This window comes from Type-F symbiont of Plautia stali, assembly GCF_059731105.1.
This window is the reverse complement of sequence record NZ_AP035909.1, coordinates 3,294,287-3,310,171: the sequence shown is the minus strand read 5'-3', so window position 1 is coordinate 3,310,171 and position 15,885 is coordinate 3,294,287. Positions and strand designations below refer to the sequence as shown.

The 15,885-nt window shown below is 57.7% G+C and carries 18 protein-coding genes; 12 read left to right on the top strand and 6 right to left on the bottom strand.

Annotation, left to right across the window (positions count from 1 at the left end; genetic code table 11):
* The first annotated feature begins 132 nt into the window (after nt 1-132).
* A complete protein-coding gene (locus AC6I7A_RS15705) occupies nt 133-627 on the top strand; it encodes a cupin domain-containing protein (protein ID WP_058958026.1) in 495 nt (164 codons plus the stop codon).
* On the opposite strand, the gene AC6I7A_RS15700 is transcribed toward AC6I7A_RS15705, so the two are convergent.
* Nucleotides 624-1,250 carry a S1 family serine peptidase gene (locus tag AC6I7A_RS15700; RefSeq protein ID WP_046102490.1) on the bottom strand — a complete coding sequence of 209 codons (627 nt, stop codon included), beginning with the start codon at nt 1,248-1,250 and terminating at the stop codon, nt 624-626. The two genes, AC6I7A_RS15705 and AC6I7A_RS15700, sit on opposite strands and share 4 nt — an antisense overlap.
* A gap of 349 nt (nt 1,251-1,599) precedes the next feature.
* On the opposite strand from AC6I7A_RS15700, the gene AC6I7A_RS15695 reads away from it, so the two are divergent.
* Nucleotides 1,600-2,763, top strand: coding sequence for an MFS transporter (locus AC6I7A_RS15695; protein WP_058958025.1), 1,164 nt, complete (start codon nt 1,600-1,602; stop codon nt 2,761-2,763).
* On the opposite strand, the gene AC6I7A_RS15690 is transcribed toward AC6I7A_RS15695, so the two are convergent.
* Nucleotides 2,760-3,680, bottom strand: a complete 921-nt coding sequence (locus AC6I7A_RS15690; protein ID WP_009087056.1) for a LysR family transcriptional regulator — start codon at nt 3,678-3,680, stop codon at nt 2,760-2,762. The two genes, AC6I7A_RS15695 and AC6I7A_RS15690, sit on opposite strands and share 4 nt — an antisense overlap.
* Nucleotides 3,681-3,782: 102 nt before the next feature.
* Between AC6I7A_RS15690 and lysA the strand changes: the two genes are divergently transcribed.
* Together lysA and AC6I7A_RS15680 are read left to right on the top strand one after the other, a co-directional pair.
* Nucleotides 3,783-5,042 (top strand): diaminopimelate decarboxylase, encoded by a 1,260-nt coding sequence (gene lysA / locus AC6I7A_RS15685; RefSeq protein ID WP_058958024.1) that lies wholly within the window; start codon nt 3,783-3,785, stop codon nt 5,040-5,042.
* A gap of 70 nt (nt 5,043-5,112) precedes the next feature.
* Complete coding sequence (locus AC6I7A_RS15680; protein ID WP_058958023.1) at nt 5,113-5,562, top strand: GNAT family N-acetyltransferase; 450 nt, start codon at nt 5,113-5,115, stop codon at nt 5,560-5,562.
* 38 nt (nt 5,563-5,600) lie between these two features.
* Here the strand turns inward: AC6I7A_RS15680 and AC6I7A_RS15675 are convergent, their stop codons facing one another.
* The 4 genes from AC6I7A_RS15675 to mutH form a co-directional block, all read right to left on the bottom strand.
* Nucleotides 5,601-6,641 (bottom strand): NADP(H)-dependent aldo-keto reductase, encoded by a 1,041-nt coding sequence (locus AC6I7A_RS15675; protein WP_009087049.1) that lies wholly within the window; start codon nt 6,639-6,641, stop codon nt 5,601-5,603.
* A gap of 151 nt (nt 6,642-6,792) precedes the next feature.
* A complete protein-coding gene (locus AC6I7A_RS15670; protein WP_009087047.1) occupies nt 6,793-7,011 on the bottom strand; it encodes a YgdI/YgdR family lipoprotein in 219 nt (72 codons plus the stop codon).
* Nucleotides 7,012-7,129: 118 nt separating this feature from the next.
* On the bottom strand, nt 7,130-7,840 hold the full coding sequence (locus tag AC6I7A_RS15665) for a TerC family protein (RefSeq protein ID WP_046102486.1): 711 nt from the start codon (nt 7,838-7,840) through the stop codon (nt 7,130-7,132).
* 99 nt (nt 7,841-7,939) lie between these two features.
* Nucleotides 7,940-8,617, bottom strand: a complete 678-nt coding sequence (gene mutH / locus AC6I7A_RS15660) for a DNA mismatch repair endonuclease MutH (protein ID WP_058958022.1) — start codon at nt 8,615-8,617, stop codon at nt 7,940-7,942.
* Between the two features lie 684 nt (nt 8,618-9,301).
* On the opposite strand from mutH, the gene rppH reads away from it, so the two are divergent.
* The 8 genes from rppH (at nt 9,302) to AC6I7A_RS15620 (ending at nt 15,822) form a co-directional block, all read left to right on the top strand.
* A complete protein-coding gene (gene rppH, locus AC6I7A_RS15655) occupies nt 9,302-9,829 on the top strand; it encodes an RNA pyrophosphohydrolase (RefSeq protein ID WP_009087042.1) in 528 nt (175 codons plus the stop codon).
* A 12-nt stretch (nt 9,830-9,841) separates the two neighbouring features.
* Complete coding sequence (gene ptsP, locus AC6I7A_RS15650) at nt 9,842-12,088, top strand: phosphoenolpyruvate--protein phosphotransferase (protein ID WP_058958021.1); 2,247 nt, start codon at nt 9,842-9,844, stop codon at nt 12,086-12,088.
* A 191-nt stretch (nt 12,089-12,279) separates the two neighbouring features.
* Nucleotides 12,280-13,161 carry a prolipoprotein diacylglyceryl transferase gene (gene lgt / locus AC6I7A_RS15645; protein ID WP_009087037.1) on the top strand — a complete coding sequence of 294 codons (882 nt, stop codon included), beginning with the start codon at nt 12,280-12,282 and terminating at the stop codon, nt 13,159-13,161.
* A complete protein-coding gene (gene thyA / locus AC6I7A_RS15640; RefSeq protein WP_058958020.1) occupies nt 13,158-13,952 on the top strand; it encodes a thymidylate synthase in 795 nt (264 codons plus the stop codon). The genes lgt and thyA overlap by 4 nt, the downstream gene beginning before the upstream one ends.
* Before the next feature lie 188 nt (nt 13,953-14,140).
* Nucleotides 14,141-14,611, top strand: coding sequence for a prepilin-type N-terminal cleavage/methylation domain-containing protein (locus AC6I7A_RS15635; RefSeq protein ID WP_058958019.1), 471 nt, complete (start codon nt 14,141-14,143; stop codon nt 14,609-14,611).
* A complete protein-coding gene (locus AC6I7A_RS15630) occupies nt 14,608-15,135 on the top strand; it encodes a prepilin peptidase-dependent protein (RefSeq protein WP_195910820.1) in 528 nt (175 codons plus the stop codon). Before AC6I7A_RS15635 ends, AC6I7A_RS15630 begins: the two co-directional genes overlap by 4 nt.
* Nucleotides 15,132-15,536 carry a DUF2509 family protein gene (locus AC6I7A_RS15625; RefSeq protein ID WP_058958017.1) on the top strand — a complete coding sequence of 135 codons (405 nt, stop codon included), beginning with the start codon at nt 15,132-15,134 and terminating at the stop codon, nt 15,534-15,536. Before AC6I7A_RS15630 ends, AC6I7A_RS15625 begins: the two co-directional genes overlap by 4 nt.
* A 46-nt stretch (nt 15,537-15,582) precedes the next feature.
* Complete coding sequence (locus AC6I7A_RS15620) at nt 15,583-15,822, top strand: prepilin-type N-terminal cleavage/methylation domain-containing protein (protein ID WP_058958035.1); 240 nt, start codon at nt 15,583-15,585, stop codon at nt 15,820-15,822.
* Nucleotides 15,823-15,885: the final 63 nt, after the last annotated feature.

Below are 15,885 nucleotides of genomic sequence, written 5' to 3'. Positions count from 1 at the left end.
TGTTAACAGAAAAGGCCGGGAAATCCCGGCCTTTTTTATACCTATGCCAGAATCAGACACTGCTGTTCGCCTCGCGATGCTTGAGCCGTGCGGCTCCTTATGCCAGGCTGAATACCTTAACCAGGAGCAAACATGATGCAACGTCCCGACTGCATTCGCCACTGGCAAGCGCTGGAAGGTGAAGATAACGAACATTATGCCGACAGCGATGAGCGCATGTCGATTGGTGCTCCACTGGGTAGGTTGCTGGGATTAACCCGCCTTGGCATTCATCATGAGAGGCTGTTGCCCGGACGTCGCATGTCTTATCCCCACGCAGAAAGCGCAGAAGAAGAGTTCATTTTTGTGCTTGAAGGTCATCCTGATGCCTGGATCAACGGCGAGCTGTACCCGTTGTCGCCAGGTGATGCCGTGGCTTTTCCGGCGGGCACTGGCATTTGCCACACCTTTATAAACAACAGTGAGCATGAGGCACGCTTTTTAGTGGTGGGAGAGACCAGTAAGCCTGAAAATCGTATTGCTTACCCTCTTAACCCGTACTACGAAGCAACCCGTGAAGACAGATGGCTCAATCCGCCCGAACATCCGATGGGCAACCATCCTGGTTTGCCCGACAAAAAATCTTAGGATTTAATCGCCTGATCCAGCCAGGTCTGAAAGCGGGAATAGGGCACATAGAGCGCAACGTTCTTGTAGAGCGTCTTACCGGTGACATTGTCATCGATGTTATTGCTGTAGCCCACAATCACCCCCGCCAGCGTATCGTCAGAGGCGTTATAAACCGCACCGCCTGACATGCCTTTTACCACTCCTGCATTCGCCGCTACCACGACGCAGTCTGGCTTGTTCCAGCTGTTCGCCAGCGTGGTATTGATGAGGTTCTGCCCGCTGGAACTGACCGGCATCGCCGAAATAAAGCTGTAGCCGTAGAGGTTCACCCTGTCGCCGATATGGCTGTTGCGGAAGCTGGGAGGCAGGTTTGCTTCGCTGTTTTTGTGGTAGACCACCGCCAGGTCGCATTGCGGATGCCAGGCTTTGACCCGATAAAGCGAAAACTTCGCCACATGGGCAGCGGTCAGGCTGTACTCCGGCGTCAGCGGGATGGTGGTGCCGAGCGTGCCGATACCCAGTATGGTCGGAATGCCGGTCACGGTCATATCAACCCGCTTTTCAGCTTCTTTACTGTACTCATAATGACCAACCGAGCAGCCGGTCAGAGCAAAGACCATCAAGGCTATGAGTCGTTGCATTCTCTCTCCCTGCGTCAGAAGTTGATAACTACACCTGGCAATTGATTAGGGATATATCGGCAACGTTGCGGAATAATTAATGAATCACATATAAAAAAGGTAACCGGTTAACGGGAAATGGCAACCTGACGCGATGCAGACAGGGCAGCCGCTGCCCCTCAGATAGCGAGAGAGAGCATCAGGAGGCGAGGATTATTGCGGCAACGGCAATAATCCTTTGCGCTACGCAGGCTATGTCGCTTATCCGGGCTGTGCTGTAATACTCACTGTGACGCAGATCAAATTTTAATAAGCGTCGAGGGGCTGCGTGTCCGCGCGGTTCACCTGCAAATAAGACTGGGAGAGTGTTATGCCTGTTGCATTACTGGCGCTGGCGTTGAGTGCGTTCGCCATCGGAACCACCGAATTTGTCATCATGGGATTGCTGCCTGACGTGGCGCGCGACCTTCAGGTTTCCATTCCGTCGGCGGGCTGGCTGATCAGCGGCTATGCGCTGGGCGTGGCGATCGGTGCGCCGATTATGGCGCTGCTCACCGCCAGACTGCCGCGTAAAAAAACGCTGATTCTGCTGATGGTGATCTTTATTGTCGGCAACCTGCTCTGCGCGCTGGCGTACAACTACAACCTGCTGATGCTGGCACGAATCGTCACCGCGCTCTGTCACGGGGCCTTCTTCGGTATCGGTGCGGTCGTCGCCGCCAGTCTGGTGCCAGCCGGACGTCAGGCCTCCGCTGTCGCCCTGATGTTTACCGGGCTGACCCTGGCTAACGTGCTGGGCGTGCCGCTGGGCACCAGCTTCGGTCAGATGTTTGGCTGGCGGGCCACGTTCTGGGGTGTGGCGGTGATCGGTGTGCTGGCCTTTATCGCCCTGATTGTCAGCCTGCCGACAAACAAGCAGGAGAAGCCGGTTCATCTGGCGAGTGAAATTGGCGCGCTGGCTAACGGAAAACTGTGGCTCTCTCTGCTGATGACGGTCTGCTTCGCGGCGGCGATGTTTGCGCTGTTCAGCTACATCGCGCCTCTGCTGTTAGAGATCACCGGGATCAGCGACCGCGGCGTCAGCTGGACGCTGTTCCTGATTGGTGCGGGCCTGACGGTGGGGAATATCCTTGGCGGCAAACTGGCCGACTGGAAAGTCTCATTCAGCCTGATCCTCAGTTTTTCGCTGATCGCCATCTTCTCTCTGCTCTTCAGCTGGACCAGCCACGCGCTGTGGCTGGCGGAGATTACCCTGTTCCTCTGGGCGATGGCCACCTTCGCCACGGTACCGGGCCTGCAGATCAACGTGGTCCGTCACGGTAAAGAGGCTCCTAATCTGGTCTCTACCCTGAACATTGCGGCCTTTAACGTGGGCAATGCGCTGGGTGCCTGGGTCGGCGGTGCGGTCATCGGTCGCGATTATGGCCTGACGGCGGTGCCGGTCGCGGCGGCTGCGCTGGCGCTCATCGGCCTGCTGGTCTGCCTGATGACCTTCCGCAAACCAGGCCGCCCGGCTGCCAGCGTCCGCGCCTAAGCCAGGCGGGCGGCGATACGTGCCGGAAAGGCGGTCACCTGCTCCTGCAGATGGCTGACAAAGGCATCGACCAGCGCTGAGGCGGGTCGGTGCCTCGGTCTGACCAGGCTGACGGTAAACGGCACTGCCACGCTGAACTTACGCATTACCAATCCGCTGTCGGCGTAATCCAGCGCCGTCAGCGGATTAACAATCGAAATGCCTGTACCCGCCCTGACCATAGCGCACACTGAGGCTGCGCTGTGCGTCTCTATCACCAGCCGCCGTTCAACCCCCTGCTCCTGAAACAGCGCATCCAGCAGCTGACGATAGCTGTCGCTGCGCGAGAGGCTGACATACCGCTCGCCAGCGAAATCATGCGGGGTCAGCACGGCACGCTGACTCAGGGGATGGTGCTGTGGCAGAACGCACACTTCATCACAGGTCAGCAGGGCGAGACGATCGGTACCGGCCGGGGCGTGCTGGGTTTCGGTTAAACCGATATCGTAGCGCTGTGCTGAGAGCCACTCCTCCAGCAGCGGCGACTCCTGCGGGATCACATTGAGGCTCACGTCGGGGTAACGTGCTAAAAAGGGCTGGCACAGCGGCGGCAGCAGCGACTGAGAAAAAACCGGCAGGCAGGCAATCGACAGCTCGCCCTGACGAAACTGGCGAAGTCCCTCTGCGGCTTCCCGGATGCGATCCAGACCGTACCAGGAGCGCTGCACCTCTTCAAACAGGCGCAATCCCTGCACCGTCGGCTGCAGCCGGCCGCGTACCCGTTCAAACAGCTGTAGTCCCAGCTGCTGCTCCAGCCGCGCCAGCTCCCGGCTCACCGTCGGCTGAGAGGTGTGCAGCAGCGTGGCGGCCTGAGTCAGATTGCCACTGGTCATCACCGCATGAAAAATTTCAATATGCCGCCAGTTGATGTTCGCCATGTCGCCACCCAATATCCATTCTGCATAGATGCTATTAAAACAGATATTTTTCGCTATGGCATGATTCTGGCTTAATGGAACTATCGCCACAGGAGAATTGTTATGCCACGTTCCTTACAGAGTACCGAAACCACCCTCAACGCCGCTCATCTGCTGCCGCTGGCCCGCCGTTACGTCGGACCTTTCTGGGCCTATGACGCGCAGATTATTCAGGCGCGCATTGCGCAGCTGCAGGCGTTTGACGTCATACGTTTTGCGCAGAAAGCCTGCTCAAATATTCATATCCTGCGCCTGATGCGGGCGGCGGGGGTCAAAGTGGATTCGGTTTCGCTGGGTGAAATCGAACGTGCGCTGGCGGCAGGCTACCAGCCGGGTGGCGATGAGATTGTTTTTACCGCCGATCTGTTTGACCAGCCGACGCTGGAGCGGGTTGCGGCGCTGAAGGTTCCGGTGAACGCGGGTTCAATCGATATGCTGCATCAGCTTGGCGCAGTGTCACCCGGTCACGCAGTGTGGCTGCGGGTCAATCCTGGCTTTGGTCATGGTCACAGCCAGAAAACCAATACCGGCGGCGAAAACAGCAAGCACGGTATCTGGCACGGTGATTTAGCCGCGGCGCTGGCCGCCATTGAGCAGCACGGCCTGCAGCTGGTGGGCATCCATATGCATATCGGTTCGGGCGTCGATTATGCGCACCTGCAGCAGGTCTGCGATGCGATGGTCGGACTGGTTATGGCGTCCGGTCAGGATTTGACGGCAATCTCTGCAGGCGGCGGCCTCTCTATCCCTTATCGCTTTGGCGAAGAGGCGATCGACACCGATCACTATTTCGGCCTGTGGGATGCGGCCCGGCAGCGGATTGCTCAGCATCTGGGGCACGCGGTCAAGCTGGAGATTGAACCGGGCCGTTTCCTGGTGGCTGAGTCAGGTGTGCTGGTCTCTCAGGTGAGAGCGGTTAAGTCGATGGGCAGCCGTCACTTTGTGCTGGTCGATGCCGGTTTCAGTGACCTGATGCGTCCTTCCATGTATGGCAGCTATCACCACATCTCGCTGATGGCGGGTGATGATCGCGCGATTGATGATCGGCAGACGATCGACACGGTCGTCGCGGGGCCGCTGTGTGAGTCGGGCGATGTCTTTACCCAGCTGGAAGGCGGTATGGTAGAACCGCGTGCGATCCCGGCGGCCAGCGTCGGCGACTACCTCGTGTTTCACGACACGGGCGCTTATGGTGCCTCGATGTCCTCAAACTACAACAGCCGTCCGTTAATCCCGGAAGTGCTGTTTGAACAGGGCCAGCCGCGCGAAATCCGCCGTGCGCAGACCATTCAGTCGTTGCTGGCACTGGAGATTGGCGAATAAGCGATACAGTACGACCGGACGGCCTTTACGCGGGCTTACCGCATCAGCGTTTTTCAGAGGAGAGCGGGAGATGGAGATTGTCTTGCTCAGCGACGCGCCCCACTTTGCCGATCAGGTTACTGACTGGCAGTGGCGGGCATTCGGTGAGGCCAGCAGCCGGGCGTTCTTCGCCAGCGTGGTTAACAGCAGCCTGACGGGGGCAGAGTTTCCCATCACCTTTGTGGCCGTGGAAGCGGGCAGGGCGATCGGTACAGTGGGATTCTGGCGCTGCGATCTGATCAGTCGTCAGGATCTCTTCCCCTGGCTGGCGGCGCTCTATGTGGATGAATCGGCGCGCGGCAGAGGAGTCAGCGAGGCGCTGCAGCAGCACGTTATCGGCTATGCAAAGGCGCGGGGCTTTCCACGCTTGTGGCTCTGGTCGGCGTTCAGAGGGTATTACGAACGGTTTGGCTGGCAGGCGGCGGGGGAGGCGCTGGAGTATCCTGACAAGCCTGTCTCGCTCTACTGCCGCACGCTGTGAGAGAAGCCAGCCGCCTCTGCGGCAGCTGGCAGTCGCACTCAGGGAGCCGGGTAGGTAAAACGACGGTGAATCGCCTCAATCCCTTCCAGAATCTCGGCGTTCAGGGTCAGATTGAAGCTGTCGATATTTGTCTGCAGCTGCTCAAGGGTGGTGGCACCCAGCAGCGTGCTGGCAACAAATGGCTGCTGACGCACATAGGCGAGGGCCATCTGCGACGGGTCAATCTGATGCTGTCGGGCCAGCGCCACATACTCAGCAATTGCCTGCTGTGACTGCTCACCGCTGTAGCGGGTGAAGCGGCTGAACAGGGTGTTTCGTGCGCCCGCAGGCTGCGCGCCATTCAGATATTTACCGCTCAGCGTACCAAACGCCAGGCTCGAATAGGCGAGCAGTTCAACGCCCTCATGCTGGCTGATTTCGGCCAGACCCACTTCAAAACTGCGGTTCAGCAGACTGTAGGGGTTCTGAATGCTGACGATGCGCGGCAGCTCATGCTTCTCCGCCAGTTGCAGATAGCGCATCACCCCCCACGCCGTTTCGTTCGAGACCCCGATATAGCGAATCTTTCCTGCCCGCACCTGTTCGGTCAGTGCCTCCAGCGTCTCCAGCAGGGTTACCTGCGCGGTGGTTTCGCTGTACTGATAGCCGAGCTTGCCAAAAAAGTTAGTCTGGCGCTGCGGCCAGTGCAGCTGGTAGAGATCCAGATAGTCGGTGTTCAGCCGTTTCAGGCTGGCGTCGAGGGCGGCACGGATGTTTTTGCGATCCAGCGCCATGTCCGGACGGATTGAGGCGTCGTTGCCACGGGAAGGGCCGGCGACTTTACTGGCCAGAATGATTTTGTCGCGGCTGCCGCGCTGTTTCAGCCAGCTGCCAATATATTGTTCGGTCAGACCCTGGGTTTCCGGGCGCGGTGGCACCGGATACATCTCGGCAGTATCAATAAAGTTGATGCCGGAACGGATAGCCAAATCCAGTTGAGCATGCGCGTCAGCTTCACTGTTCTGTTCGCCGAACGTCATGGTGCCCAACCCCAGCTGACTCACTTCCAGCGTGCTGTGGGGAATACGATGATAGTGCATTGCCAGCTTCCTTTTCTTTATCGGGAATAGAGCGAATGGAATGTTGTGTCCTGAGGGACTATAGCGCGAGCCATGGCGGGGAAGGAAGGGGGAAAAATCGGGGAAATCATCTGCCAGCGCAGAATGGGTGGCAGATGATTAAATCAGGCACTTAACGTTCAATGATCGTTGAAACCTCATCGCTGTTAATCTGCACTGCGTGACCTGACTGATCGGTGTATTCCACCAGGCCGGTCTCTTTATCAATGCTCGGCTTGCCTTCGGTCATAATCATGCGGCCATCTTTGGTCGCCATCACATAATCTGAACTGCATCCGCTTAATAACGCTGCGGTTATCACTACCGCTGCTAATCCTGCCAGCCCTTTCATCACGCCTTCCCCTCACAAATCGTCAAGTGCAAAAAGTGTAGTAATAAATGGTTTTGCCGGCAGGATTAATCGCAGAATTCTGAAAATATCCGGGCGAGCAGGCTCGCCCTTGACTTTATCAGGCGGGCTTTTTCTTACTGCGCATCAGGTTAAGGCACTCAACCGCCATTGAGAAGAACATGGCGAAATAGATGTAACCTTTTGGTACGTGGACCGCAAAACTCTCCAGAATCAGGGTAAAACCGACCAGAATCAGGAAAGAGAGGGCCAGCATTTTCACTGACGGATGGCGATCGACAAATTCACCGATAACCCGCGCCGCGAACATCATCAGCAGCACCGCAATCACGACTGCCGCCATCATAATGAAGAGATGATCGGAGAGGCCGATGGCGGTGATAACGGAGTCCAGGCTGAAAATAATGTCGAGCATCATGATCTGCACAATCGCGCCGAGGAAGGAGTGAACGCGGGTATTGTGTTCCCCTTCGCCGCCTTCAATCGTTTCATGGATCTCCATGCTCGATTTCCACAGCAGGAAAAGGCCACCGAACAGCAGGATCAGATCGCGCGCCGAGAAGGGGTGATCCAGCAGCGTAAACAGCGGATTAGTCAGACGGGCAACCCACGCGATTGAGGCCAGTAAGGCCAGACGCATCAGCATTGCGCCCATCAGGCCAATGCGACGGGCGCTGGCCTGCTGGTGCTTAGGCAGTTTCGCGACCACCAGTGACAGGAAAATGATGTTATCAATACCCAGCACCACCTCAAGGATGGTCAGGGTACCCAGCGCCAGCCAGGCGTTGGGATCGGAAATCCACTCAAACATACCGACATTCAATCCTAAACGAAAAGTAAACGGCGATTATACGCAATGGCTGCGCCGATCACCCACAAAATTGCGACATTTCCGCCAGGTCGGGGGAGTTCAGAGAAGAAAATGACGCGCCAGCAGGGGGCCGGTGAAACTTTTCTTCAGATAGAAACCGCGCGGCAGGGTCATGATCGGCTGGCCCTGATCGCCAATGCCCTCCGTCAGCGCTTTACTGTTGGCGGCCTTGGGTCGAATCTGCAGCCAGGCGCCATGCCGGGCGGTGATCTGCTCAACGCGACCCAGCACGATCATATCCATCAGCTCCTCCCAGTCCTGACGCAGCATCTCCTCCTCTTCTGCATCCGGGCTCCACAACAGCGGCGCGCCGACACGGCGATGCCGCAGTGGAATCTCACGCTCGCCTTCCACCGGGATCCATAACACCCGCGCCAGCTTGTGCCGCACGTGGCTGTTCGACCAGGTCACGCCGCTGTTACCGGTCAGGGGGGCGACGCAGACAAAGGTGGTTTCCAGCGGTTTGCCCTGTGCATCAATCGGAATAGTTTTCAGTTCGATACCCAGATGGGCAAAGTCCTGCTCCGCTTTGCTGCCTGCGCTGGCGCCCAGATGCCACTCCAGCAGCATCCCGACCCAGCCTTTATCGCGTTTAAGATCGGCAGGCATAGGCAGCCCGGCGCGAGCGGCCAGCGTTTCCAGTGTTAATCCGGCTAACTCCTGCGCCCGGGCCAGCAGGCTGGCTTCATTTTCAGGCGGGCCTGGTGGGTGACTCATGTTGATAACTCTTGCTGGTTAAAATGTGAACAATAAAAAGAGGGTAACCTGTGCGGCTGAAATAAACCCTATCGGGCTTCGATAATAACATGATAGATCGTGCTTTTTTTAGTGGATCCGCAGGATGTCACCCTCAGGCTGCCAGGGTTATCCCGGCTTACCCGCAACAATGAACAGGATCTCCAGCCCGGTTATCCACAGAAAAATGGGATAACCCCCTTACCGATGCGGTACTGGTTCCATTTACAGCCTTGACTTTTCACGATCTGACCATAATTTCGTCGCTCTGGCCTAACCCTGAGCGATTCTCTGTGGATAAAAAGCGGTGTGGTGATATTTTAACCGATTGTCAGCGGGCGTGAATTTATCCGCCTGCCAGGAAACGCATTAACGTGGCGAAATTAAAGTTATTATGTTTTAAATCAACGACATAAAATGCGGCCTCTTTTCAGCGGTTCAGAGTGCGCTGAAAAGGTTATTCAGTTAACTCCCGTGTTCTGCACAAAGCTATCCACAGAAAAGGTGAATAAGATCGATCATTTTTCTGATTACTGTTCATAACTTTACCATTTTCTGTGAGTTATCCCGACAGAGACGGCGCAACCCCCCATGAATCCAGTGGTTTACCGCCTGTAAGGAGTGTGAAACAATCAGCTTATTCAAATTTTGCTTTGAGGTAGTCCGGTGATCGATGATGATGGCTACCGCCCGAATGTTGGTATCGTAATCTGTAACCGGCAGGGACAAGTGTTATGGGCCAGGCGCTTTGGACAGCACTCCTGGCAATTTCCTCAGGGAGGCATCAATCCCGGTGAAACCGCAGAACAGGCGATGTATCGCGAACTGTTTGAAGAGGTCGGATTGCACCGGAAAGATGTCCGAATACTTGCCTCTACCCGTAACTGGCTGCGTTACAAGTTGCCAAAACGTTTGGTGCGTTGGGACACAAAGCCGGTATGTATCGGCCAGAAACAAAAGTGGTTTCTTCTGCAGTTAATGTGTAATGACGCGGATATCAATGTGCAGCACAGCAGCACGCCGGAGTTCGATGGCTGGCGCTGGGTCAGTTTCTGGTATCCGGTGCGTCAGGTTGTCTCCTTTAAACGCGACGTCTACCGCCGGGTGATGAAGGAATTCGCTGGCGTGGTGATGTCTATGCAGGAGAGTGCGGGGCAGCGAAACAATCCTGCCCATCGACGTAAGAGAGGATAGGCCACGCCCTTTATGCTCACTCAGTTGCGCGAAATTGTAGAAAAAGTGGCGAGTGCGCCGCGTCTCAATGAAGCACTCGACATTCTGGTCAATGAGATCTGTCTGGCGATGGAAACGGAAGTCTGTTCCGTTTACCTCGCCGACCACGATCGTCGCTGCTATTACCTGATGGCGACGCGCGGACTCAAAAAACCGCGTGGCCGCACTGTGACGCTGGCGTTTGACGAGGGGATCGTCGGTTTAGTGGGCCGTCTGGCCGAGCCGATTAACCTTGCAGACGCCCAGAGCCACCCCAGCTTCAAATATATCCCCGCAGTGAAAGAGGAGCGCTATCGCTCCTTCCTCGGCGTGCCCATTATCAGCCGCCGTCAGCTTCTGGGCGTGCTGGTGGTGCAGCAGCGCGAACACCGTCAGTTTGATGAAAGCGAAGAGTCGTTTCTGGTCACCCTGGCGACCCAGATGGCGGCGTTGCTGTCGCAGTCTCAGATGGGCCAGCTGTTTGGTCAGTTCCGGCAGACGCGGGTGCGCGCGATTGCGGCCGCGCCTGGCGTGGCGGTGGCACCTGGCTGGGTCGATGAGACGCAGCCGCTGCTCGATCAGGTTTCCGCCGCCTCCACGCTGGATGTGCAGCGTGAGCGCGAGCGACTGTCGATCGCCATGACCGAAGCCGCGAGTGAATTTCGCCGCTTCAGTAAACGGTTCAGCGCCAGCGCACAGAAAGAGAGCGCGGCCATTTTCGACCTCTACTCCCACCTGCTGACCGATGCCCGGCTGAAGAAAGATCTGTTCGATGAGATCGAACGCGGATCGGTCGCCGAGTGGGCGGTCAGACAGGTGATCGAGAAGTTTGCTAAGCAGTTCGCCAGCCTGACGGATAACTATCTGCGTGAACGCGCAGGCGATCTGCGGGTGCTGGGCCAGCGTCTGCTGTTTCACCTTGATGACTCGCTGGTCGGGACTAACGCCTGGCCGGAACGCTTCGTACTGGTGGCCGATGAGCTGACCGCAACGACCCTGGCTGAGCTGCCGCAGGAGCGGCTGGCAGGCGTGGTGGTGCGGGATGGTGCAGCCAACTCCCATGCGGCGATCCTGACCCGGGCGATGGGGATCCCGACCGTGATGGGCGCGGATATCCAGCCGCATCAGCTCAACAAACGTCTGCTGATTGTCGATGGCTATCGCGGTGAGCTGCTGATCGATCCGGAGCCGGTGCTGGTGCAGGAGTATCAGCGCCTGATCAGCGAAGAGAATGCGCTGAGCAGGATGGCGGAAGGGGTCGTCGATCAGCCGGGCGAACTGAAAAGTGGCGAGCGGGTGCAGGTGATGCTCAATGCCGGATTAAGCCCGGAGCATGAGCAGGCGCTCGGCAGCTGGGTGGATGGCATCGGGCTCTATCGCACCGAAATTCCGTTTATGCTGCAGAACGGTTTCCCGTCGGAAGAGGAGCAGGTGGCGCAGTATCAGGGCATGCTGCAGCTGTTTCACAACAAGCCGGTCACGCTGCGAACGCTGGACGTCGGGGCGGATAAGCAGCTGCCCTATATGCCGATCAGTGAAGAGAACCCCTGCCTGGGCTGGCGCGGCATCCGCCTGACGCTCGATCAGCCAGAAATTTTTCTGGTGCAGGTGCGTGCCATGCTCCGCGCCAATGCGGCATCCGGCAATCTCAGCATTCTGCTGCCGATGATCAGTCACATCGACGAGATCGACGACGCGAAACGGCTGATCGATCGCGCCGGTCGCGAAGTGGAGGAGATGCTGGGCTATCCGATCCCCGCGCCGCGCATTGGGGTGATGATCGAAGTGCCTTCCATGCTGTTTATGATCCCGCATCTGGCGTCGCGGATCGATTTTATCTCGGTCGGCACCAACGACCTGACGCAGTATCTGCTGGCGGTAGACCGCAACAATACCCGCGTCGCGAACCTGTACGACTCGCTGCATCCGGCGATGCTGCGCGCGCTGAATGCCATCGCGCAGGAAGCCCGTCTCGCGAATATTGAACTGTGTTTGTGTGGTGAAATGGCCGGTGATCCGATGTGCGTGGCGCTGCTGGTCGGGCTGGGGTATCGCCATCTCAGCATGAACGGAAAAAATGTCCCGCGGGTGAAATATCTGCTGCGTCATCTGGATCACGAAGAAACGCAGAAGCTCAGCGAGCAGGGAATGAATGCGCATACCGCCACCGAAGTGCGCCATCTGGTGTCGGCCTTTATGGAGCGGCGCGGCCTGGGTGGCCTGATTCGCGGCGGGCGCTAAGCGCCATCCTGACAGACTGAATTTTCGTCCTGTCCCGGACGGGTGCTCACGATCTTCACGTTCTGCCTCTGCGCGTTATTCGTGTTTACATTTGCACGACAATTCAAAAAACCGGCTGTGCTATGATGCGCAGCCTTAATTTATGTGCCTGACAACGCCCCTTTTCAGGGTAGAAAAATAGACGGTGAAAGATGAATAACGGCTATATTGCATTTCCGCAGTTCGATCCGGTGATCTTCTCGATTGGACCGGTTTCGCTTCACTGGTACGGTCTGATGTATCTGGTGGGCTTTGTTTTCGCCATGTGGCTGGCGGTACGCCGTGCTAACAAACCTGGCAGCGGCTGGAAAAAAGAGGAAGTTGAGAACCTGCTTTATGCGGGTTTCCTGGGTGTCTTCCTGGGGGGACGCATTGGATATGTGCTGTTCTACAACCTGCCGCTTTTCCTGGAAAATCCCCTCTATCTGTTCAAAGTCTGGGATGGCGGCATGTCATTCCACGGTGGCCTGATCGGGGTGATTGTGGTGATGCTGATTTTTGCCCGCCGGACTAAACGTAATTTCTTCCAGGTCTCCGATTTTATTGCACCGCTGATCCCGTTTGGTCTGGGTGCCGGGCGTCTCGGTAACTTCATCAACGGCGAACTCTGGGGTCGTGTCGATCCGAACTTCCGCTATGCGATGCTGTTCCCCGGCTCCCGCAGCGAAGATGTGGCGCTGGCCGCCACCAATCCGCAATATCAGGCGCTGCTCAACACCTACGGCGTGCTGCCACGTCATGCGTCGCAGCTGTATGAGCTGGCGCTGGAAGGCGTAGTGCTGTTCATCATCCTGAACCTGTTTATCCGTAAACCCCGTCCGATGGGCAGCGTGTCTGGCCTGTTCCTGATCGGCTATGGCGCATTCCGCATTATCGTTGAGTTCTTCCGCCAGCCGGATGCTCAGCTGGGCCTGTTTGAAGGCGGTATCAGTATGGGACAGATCCTCTCTGTGCCGATGATTATTGCCGGTATAATTATGATGATCTGGGCGTATCGTCGTCGCCCGCAGCCACAATTTCGCGAGGAAAAATGAAACAGTATCTGGATTTAATGCAGCATGTGCTGAATGAAGGCACGCCAAAAGCTGACCGTACCGGCACCGGTACGCTTTCAATTTTTGGTCACCAGATGCGTTTCAATCTGCAGGATGGTTTTCCGCTGGTCACCACCAAGAAATGCCACATCCGCTCGATCATTCATGAGCTGCTGTGGTTCCTGAAAGGGGAGACCAACATCGGTTATCTGAAAGATAACAAGGTCTCCATCTGGGATGAGTGGGCCGATGAGCAGGGCGATCTCGGCCCGGTGTATGGCAAACAGTGGCGCAGCTGGGGAACGGCCAGCGGTCAGGAAATTGACCAGTTAAGCCAGGTAATGGAGCAGCTGAAGCGCGATCCCGACTCACGCCGGATCATCGTTTCAGCCTGGAACGTCGGCGAACTGAGCCAGATGGCGCTGGCACCCTGCCATGCTTTCTTCCAGTTCTATGTGGCGAACGGCAAGCTCTCCTGCCAGCTCTATCAGCGTTCGTGCGACATTTTCCTGGGCCTGCCGTTTAATATCGCCAGCTATGCGCTGCTGGTGCATATGGTGGCGCAGCAGTGCGAACTGGAGGTGGGCGACTTCGTCTGGACCGGCGGTGACACGCACCTCTACAGCAACCATCTGGAGCAAGCGCGTCTGCAGCTGACCCGTGAACCGCGCCCGCTGCCGAAGCTTGTTATCAAACGCAAACCGGCGTCACTGTTTGACTATCAGTTCGACGATTTTGAGATTGAAGGCTACGATCCGCATCCTGCGATCAAAGCCCCCGTCGCCATCTGACCCGCGATAAACATCAAGCCCTGGCGCACTCCGCCGGGGCTTTTTTTTGCCTGTTGTCCGGAACATCTGCGGCATCGCGCGCACGCTCCCTGAGATTGTCTGTCTGTCACGCCGGTTCTCTGCGACAGCCTCTTCAGCCCGTGACGCTGCGCCTTGTCTCACCCGCTCATTCCCGCCAGTCTAATGCCATGAAAAGTGCAAACGTTCGGGGTTTTACCCTGCCGGAGCTGCTGCTGGTGATGGTGATTGCCGGCATGCTGAGCCTTGCCGCACTGCATGGCTGGCAGCGCTGGCAACAGCGGCAGCAACTGCGCGACAGCGCACAGCAACTGCAGGGCTTCCTGTTGCGGCTGCGTGCGCAGGCCAACCGGCAAAACCGTGACCTGATCCTGTGGTCGCAGCCGGGCATCCCCTGGTGTATCGGGGCAGGCCGCCTGCCTGCGGCCGGTTGTGAAGGGGGAAAACGGCTCCATTTCATCGCTCCCCATGCCGGGGTAACGCTGTATGCGCTGCGTGGTGAACCGGGCTTTTATGGTCGTCGTAATGTCGCCAGGGCGGGCAGCATTGAGCTGGGCAATGCTGCCGGGCGCATCTGGCTGATTATCTCCGCCAGAGCCCGTATTCGTCTTTGCCTGAACGATGAGGAGAACTGCCGTTGAAAGTCGCCGGATTCAGCCTGCCGGAGATGCTGGTCGCCCTGGCCATCAGCGCGGTTGTGATGCTGAGTGCCGGGCGGCTTCTGCCGCGGCTGCTGACAGAGAACGCCGGGATGCTGCAGCGGGCACAACTGCGTCAGGAGTTACAGCAGATGATGGCTACCCTGGAAAAGGCGGTGCGGCGTGCCGGTTACTGTCACGGCGAGTGCGGCAGTGGCGCACTCACTCTGCAGGAGAACTGCCTGCTGCTGCGCTGGGATGAAAACAGCAATGGAAAGTGGGAAGGGGTCGGCCATGCCGAAAGTGACTATTACGGCTATCGCCTGCGACAGCAGCAGCTGGAGATGCAGCGGGGTGTGGACCAGTGTCACTCTGCGGGCTGGGAGCGGCTCTCCGACCCCGCGTTTATGCGCGTGGAGCAGTTCAGCGTCAGCCGGCAGGGCGGACAGATCAGGATCACGCTGCAGGGGCGGGCCGGACGCTGGCACGAAATGACAGAGCACTGGGTAGAAGGAGAGAACCTGTGAAGCAGCGAGGCAGCAGCGCGCTGGGCATGGTTCTGATGATCATGGTGATGGGCAGCGTGGCGCTGCACGCCAGCCGCAGGCTGTCAGAGCAGGGTATGCGCGTGCTGGCGGATGAACAGCAGTTTATCCAGGATTTCTGGCGGGCGCAGTCTGCGCTGCAATGGGGCTTAACGCTGAGCTGGTCAGCGCATGCGGAGTCAGGCTGTCAGCAGGAGGTGCGTCAGGGCTGGGTCAGCTGCCTGCAACGGAGTGAAAAAGATGAAGGTCTGCTTAAAGGAGAAGCCAGCGGCAGTGGCATGGCGGTCTGGCAGTGGGTCCGGTTACGGGACAATCAGATACGCGCGTTGCCGCACGGCTGGATTGACTACTGCCCGCTCACCCCTCCCGCCGCCTGTCTGTAAAGGCGCAGGCTTCTCCCTGCCAGAGGTGTTATTTGCTCTGTTGCTGATGGCATTAAGCAGCAGCACGCTGTTGCACTATCATCGCGCTCTGGCGCGGGGATTCAGTCAGCAGTGGGCGCAGCAGGAGGCCTGGTACGTCGCTGAACAGCGCCTGGCGGGGCATGAGGTTGCGGGCTGGCAATCCATGCTGCAACAGCAGCCGGGTCCCGCGGGCTGCATGCTGGAACGGGCCGACGTCACCGGTCCCTTCGGGCGTCATGCCTCCCTGAGCCGACTGCGATGTTAACGCCTGCGGGACGCCCTTTTGATGGGTTTCAACAGCGATACGCGGTAAAGTGACAGGGCCGCA

Bases quoted from the DNA above. Each gene is read 5' to 3' on its own strand.
- AC6I7A_RS15705 (WP_058958026.1), top strand. From the start codon at position 133: ATGATGCAACGTCCCGACTGCATTCGCCACTGGCAAGCGCTGGAAGGT.
- AC6I7A_RS15700 (WP_046102490.1), bottom strand. From the start codon at position 1,250: ATGCAACGACTCATAGCCTTGATGGTCTTTGCTCTGACCGGCTGCTCG.
- AC6I7A_RS15695 (WP_058958025.1), top strand. From the start codon at position 1,600: ATGCCTGTTGCATTACTGGCGCTGGCGTTGAGTGCGTTCGCCATCGGA.
- AC6I7A_RS15690 (WP_009087056.1), bottom strand. From the start codon at position 3,680: ATGGCGAACATCAACTGGCGGCATATTGAAATTTTTCATGCGGTGATG.
- lysA (WP_058958024.1), top strand. From the start codon at position 3,783: ATGCCACGTTCCTTACAGAGTACCGAAACCACCCTCAACGCCGCTCAT.
- AC6I7A_RS15680 (WP_058958023.1), top strand. From the start codon at position 5,113: ATGGAGATTGTCTTGCTCAGCGACGCGCCCCACTTTGCCGATCAGGTT.
- AC6I7A_RS15675 (WP_009087049.1), bottom strand. From the start codon at position 6,641: ATGCACTATCATCGTATTCCCCACAGCACGCTGGAAGTGAGTCAGCTG.
- AC6I7A_RS15670 (WP_009087047.1), bottom strand. From the start codon at position 7,011: ATGAAAGGGCTGGCAGGATTAGCAGCGGTAGTGATAACCGCAGCGTTA.
- AC6I7A_RS15665 (WP_046102486.1), bottom strand. From the start codon at position 7,840: ATGTTTGAGTGGATTTCCGATCCCAACGCCTGGCTGGCGCTGGGTACC.
- mutH (WP_058958022.1), bottom strand. From the start codon at position 8,617: ATGAGTCACCCACCAGGCCCGCCTGAAAATGAAGCCAGCCTGCTGGCC.
- ptsP (WP_058958021.1), top strand. From the start codon at position 9,842: ATGCTCACTCAGTTGCGCGAAATTGTAGAAAAAGTGGCGAGTGCGCCG.
- lgt (WP_009087037.1), top strand. From the start codon at position 12,280: ATGAATAACGGCTATATTGCATTTCCGCAGTTCGATCCGGTGATCTTC.
- thyA (WP_058958020.1), top strand. From the start codon at position 13,158: ATGAAACAGTATCTGGATTTAATGCAGCATGTGCTGAATGAAGGCACG.
- AC6I7A_RS15635 (WP_058958019.1), top strand. From the start codon at position 14,141: ATGAAAAGTGCAAACGTTCGGGGTTTTACCCTGCCGGAGCTGCTGCTG.
- AC6I7A_RS15620 (WP_058958035.1), top strand. From the start codon at position 15,583: ATGGCATTAAGCAGCAGCACGCTGTTGCACTATCATCGCGCTCTGGCG.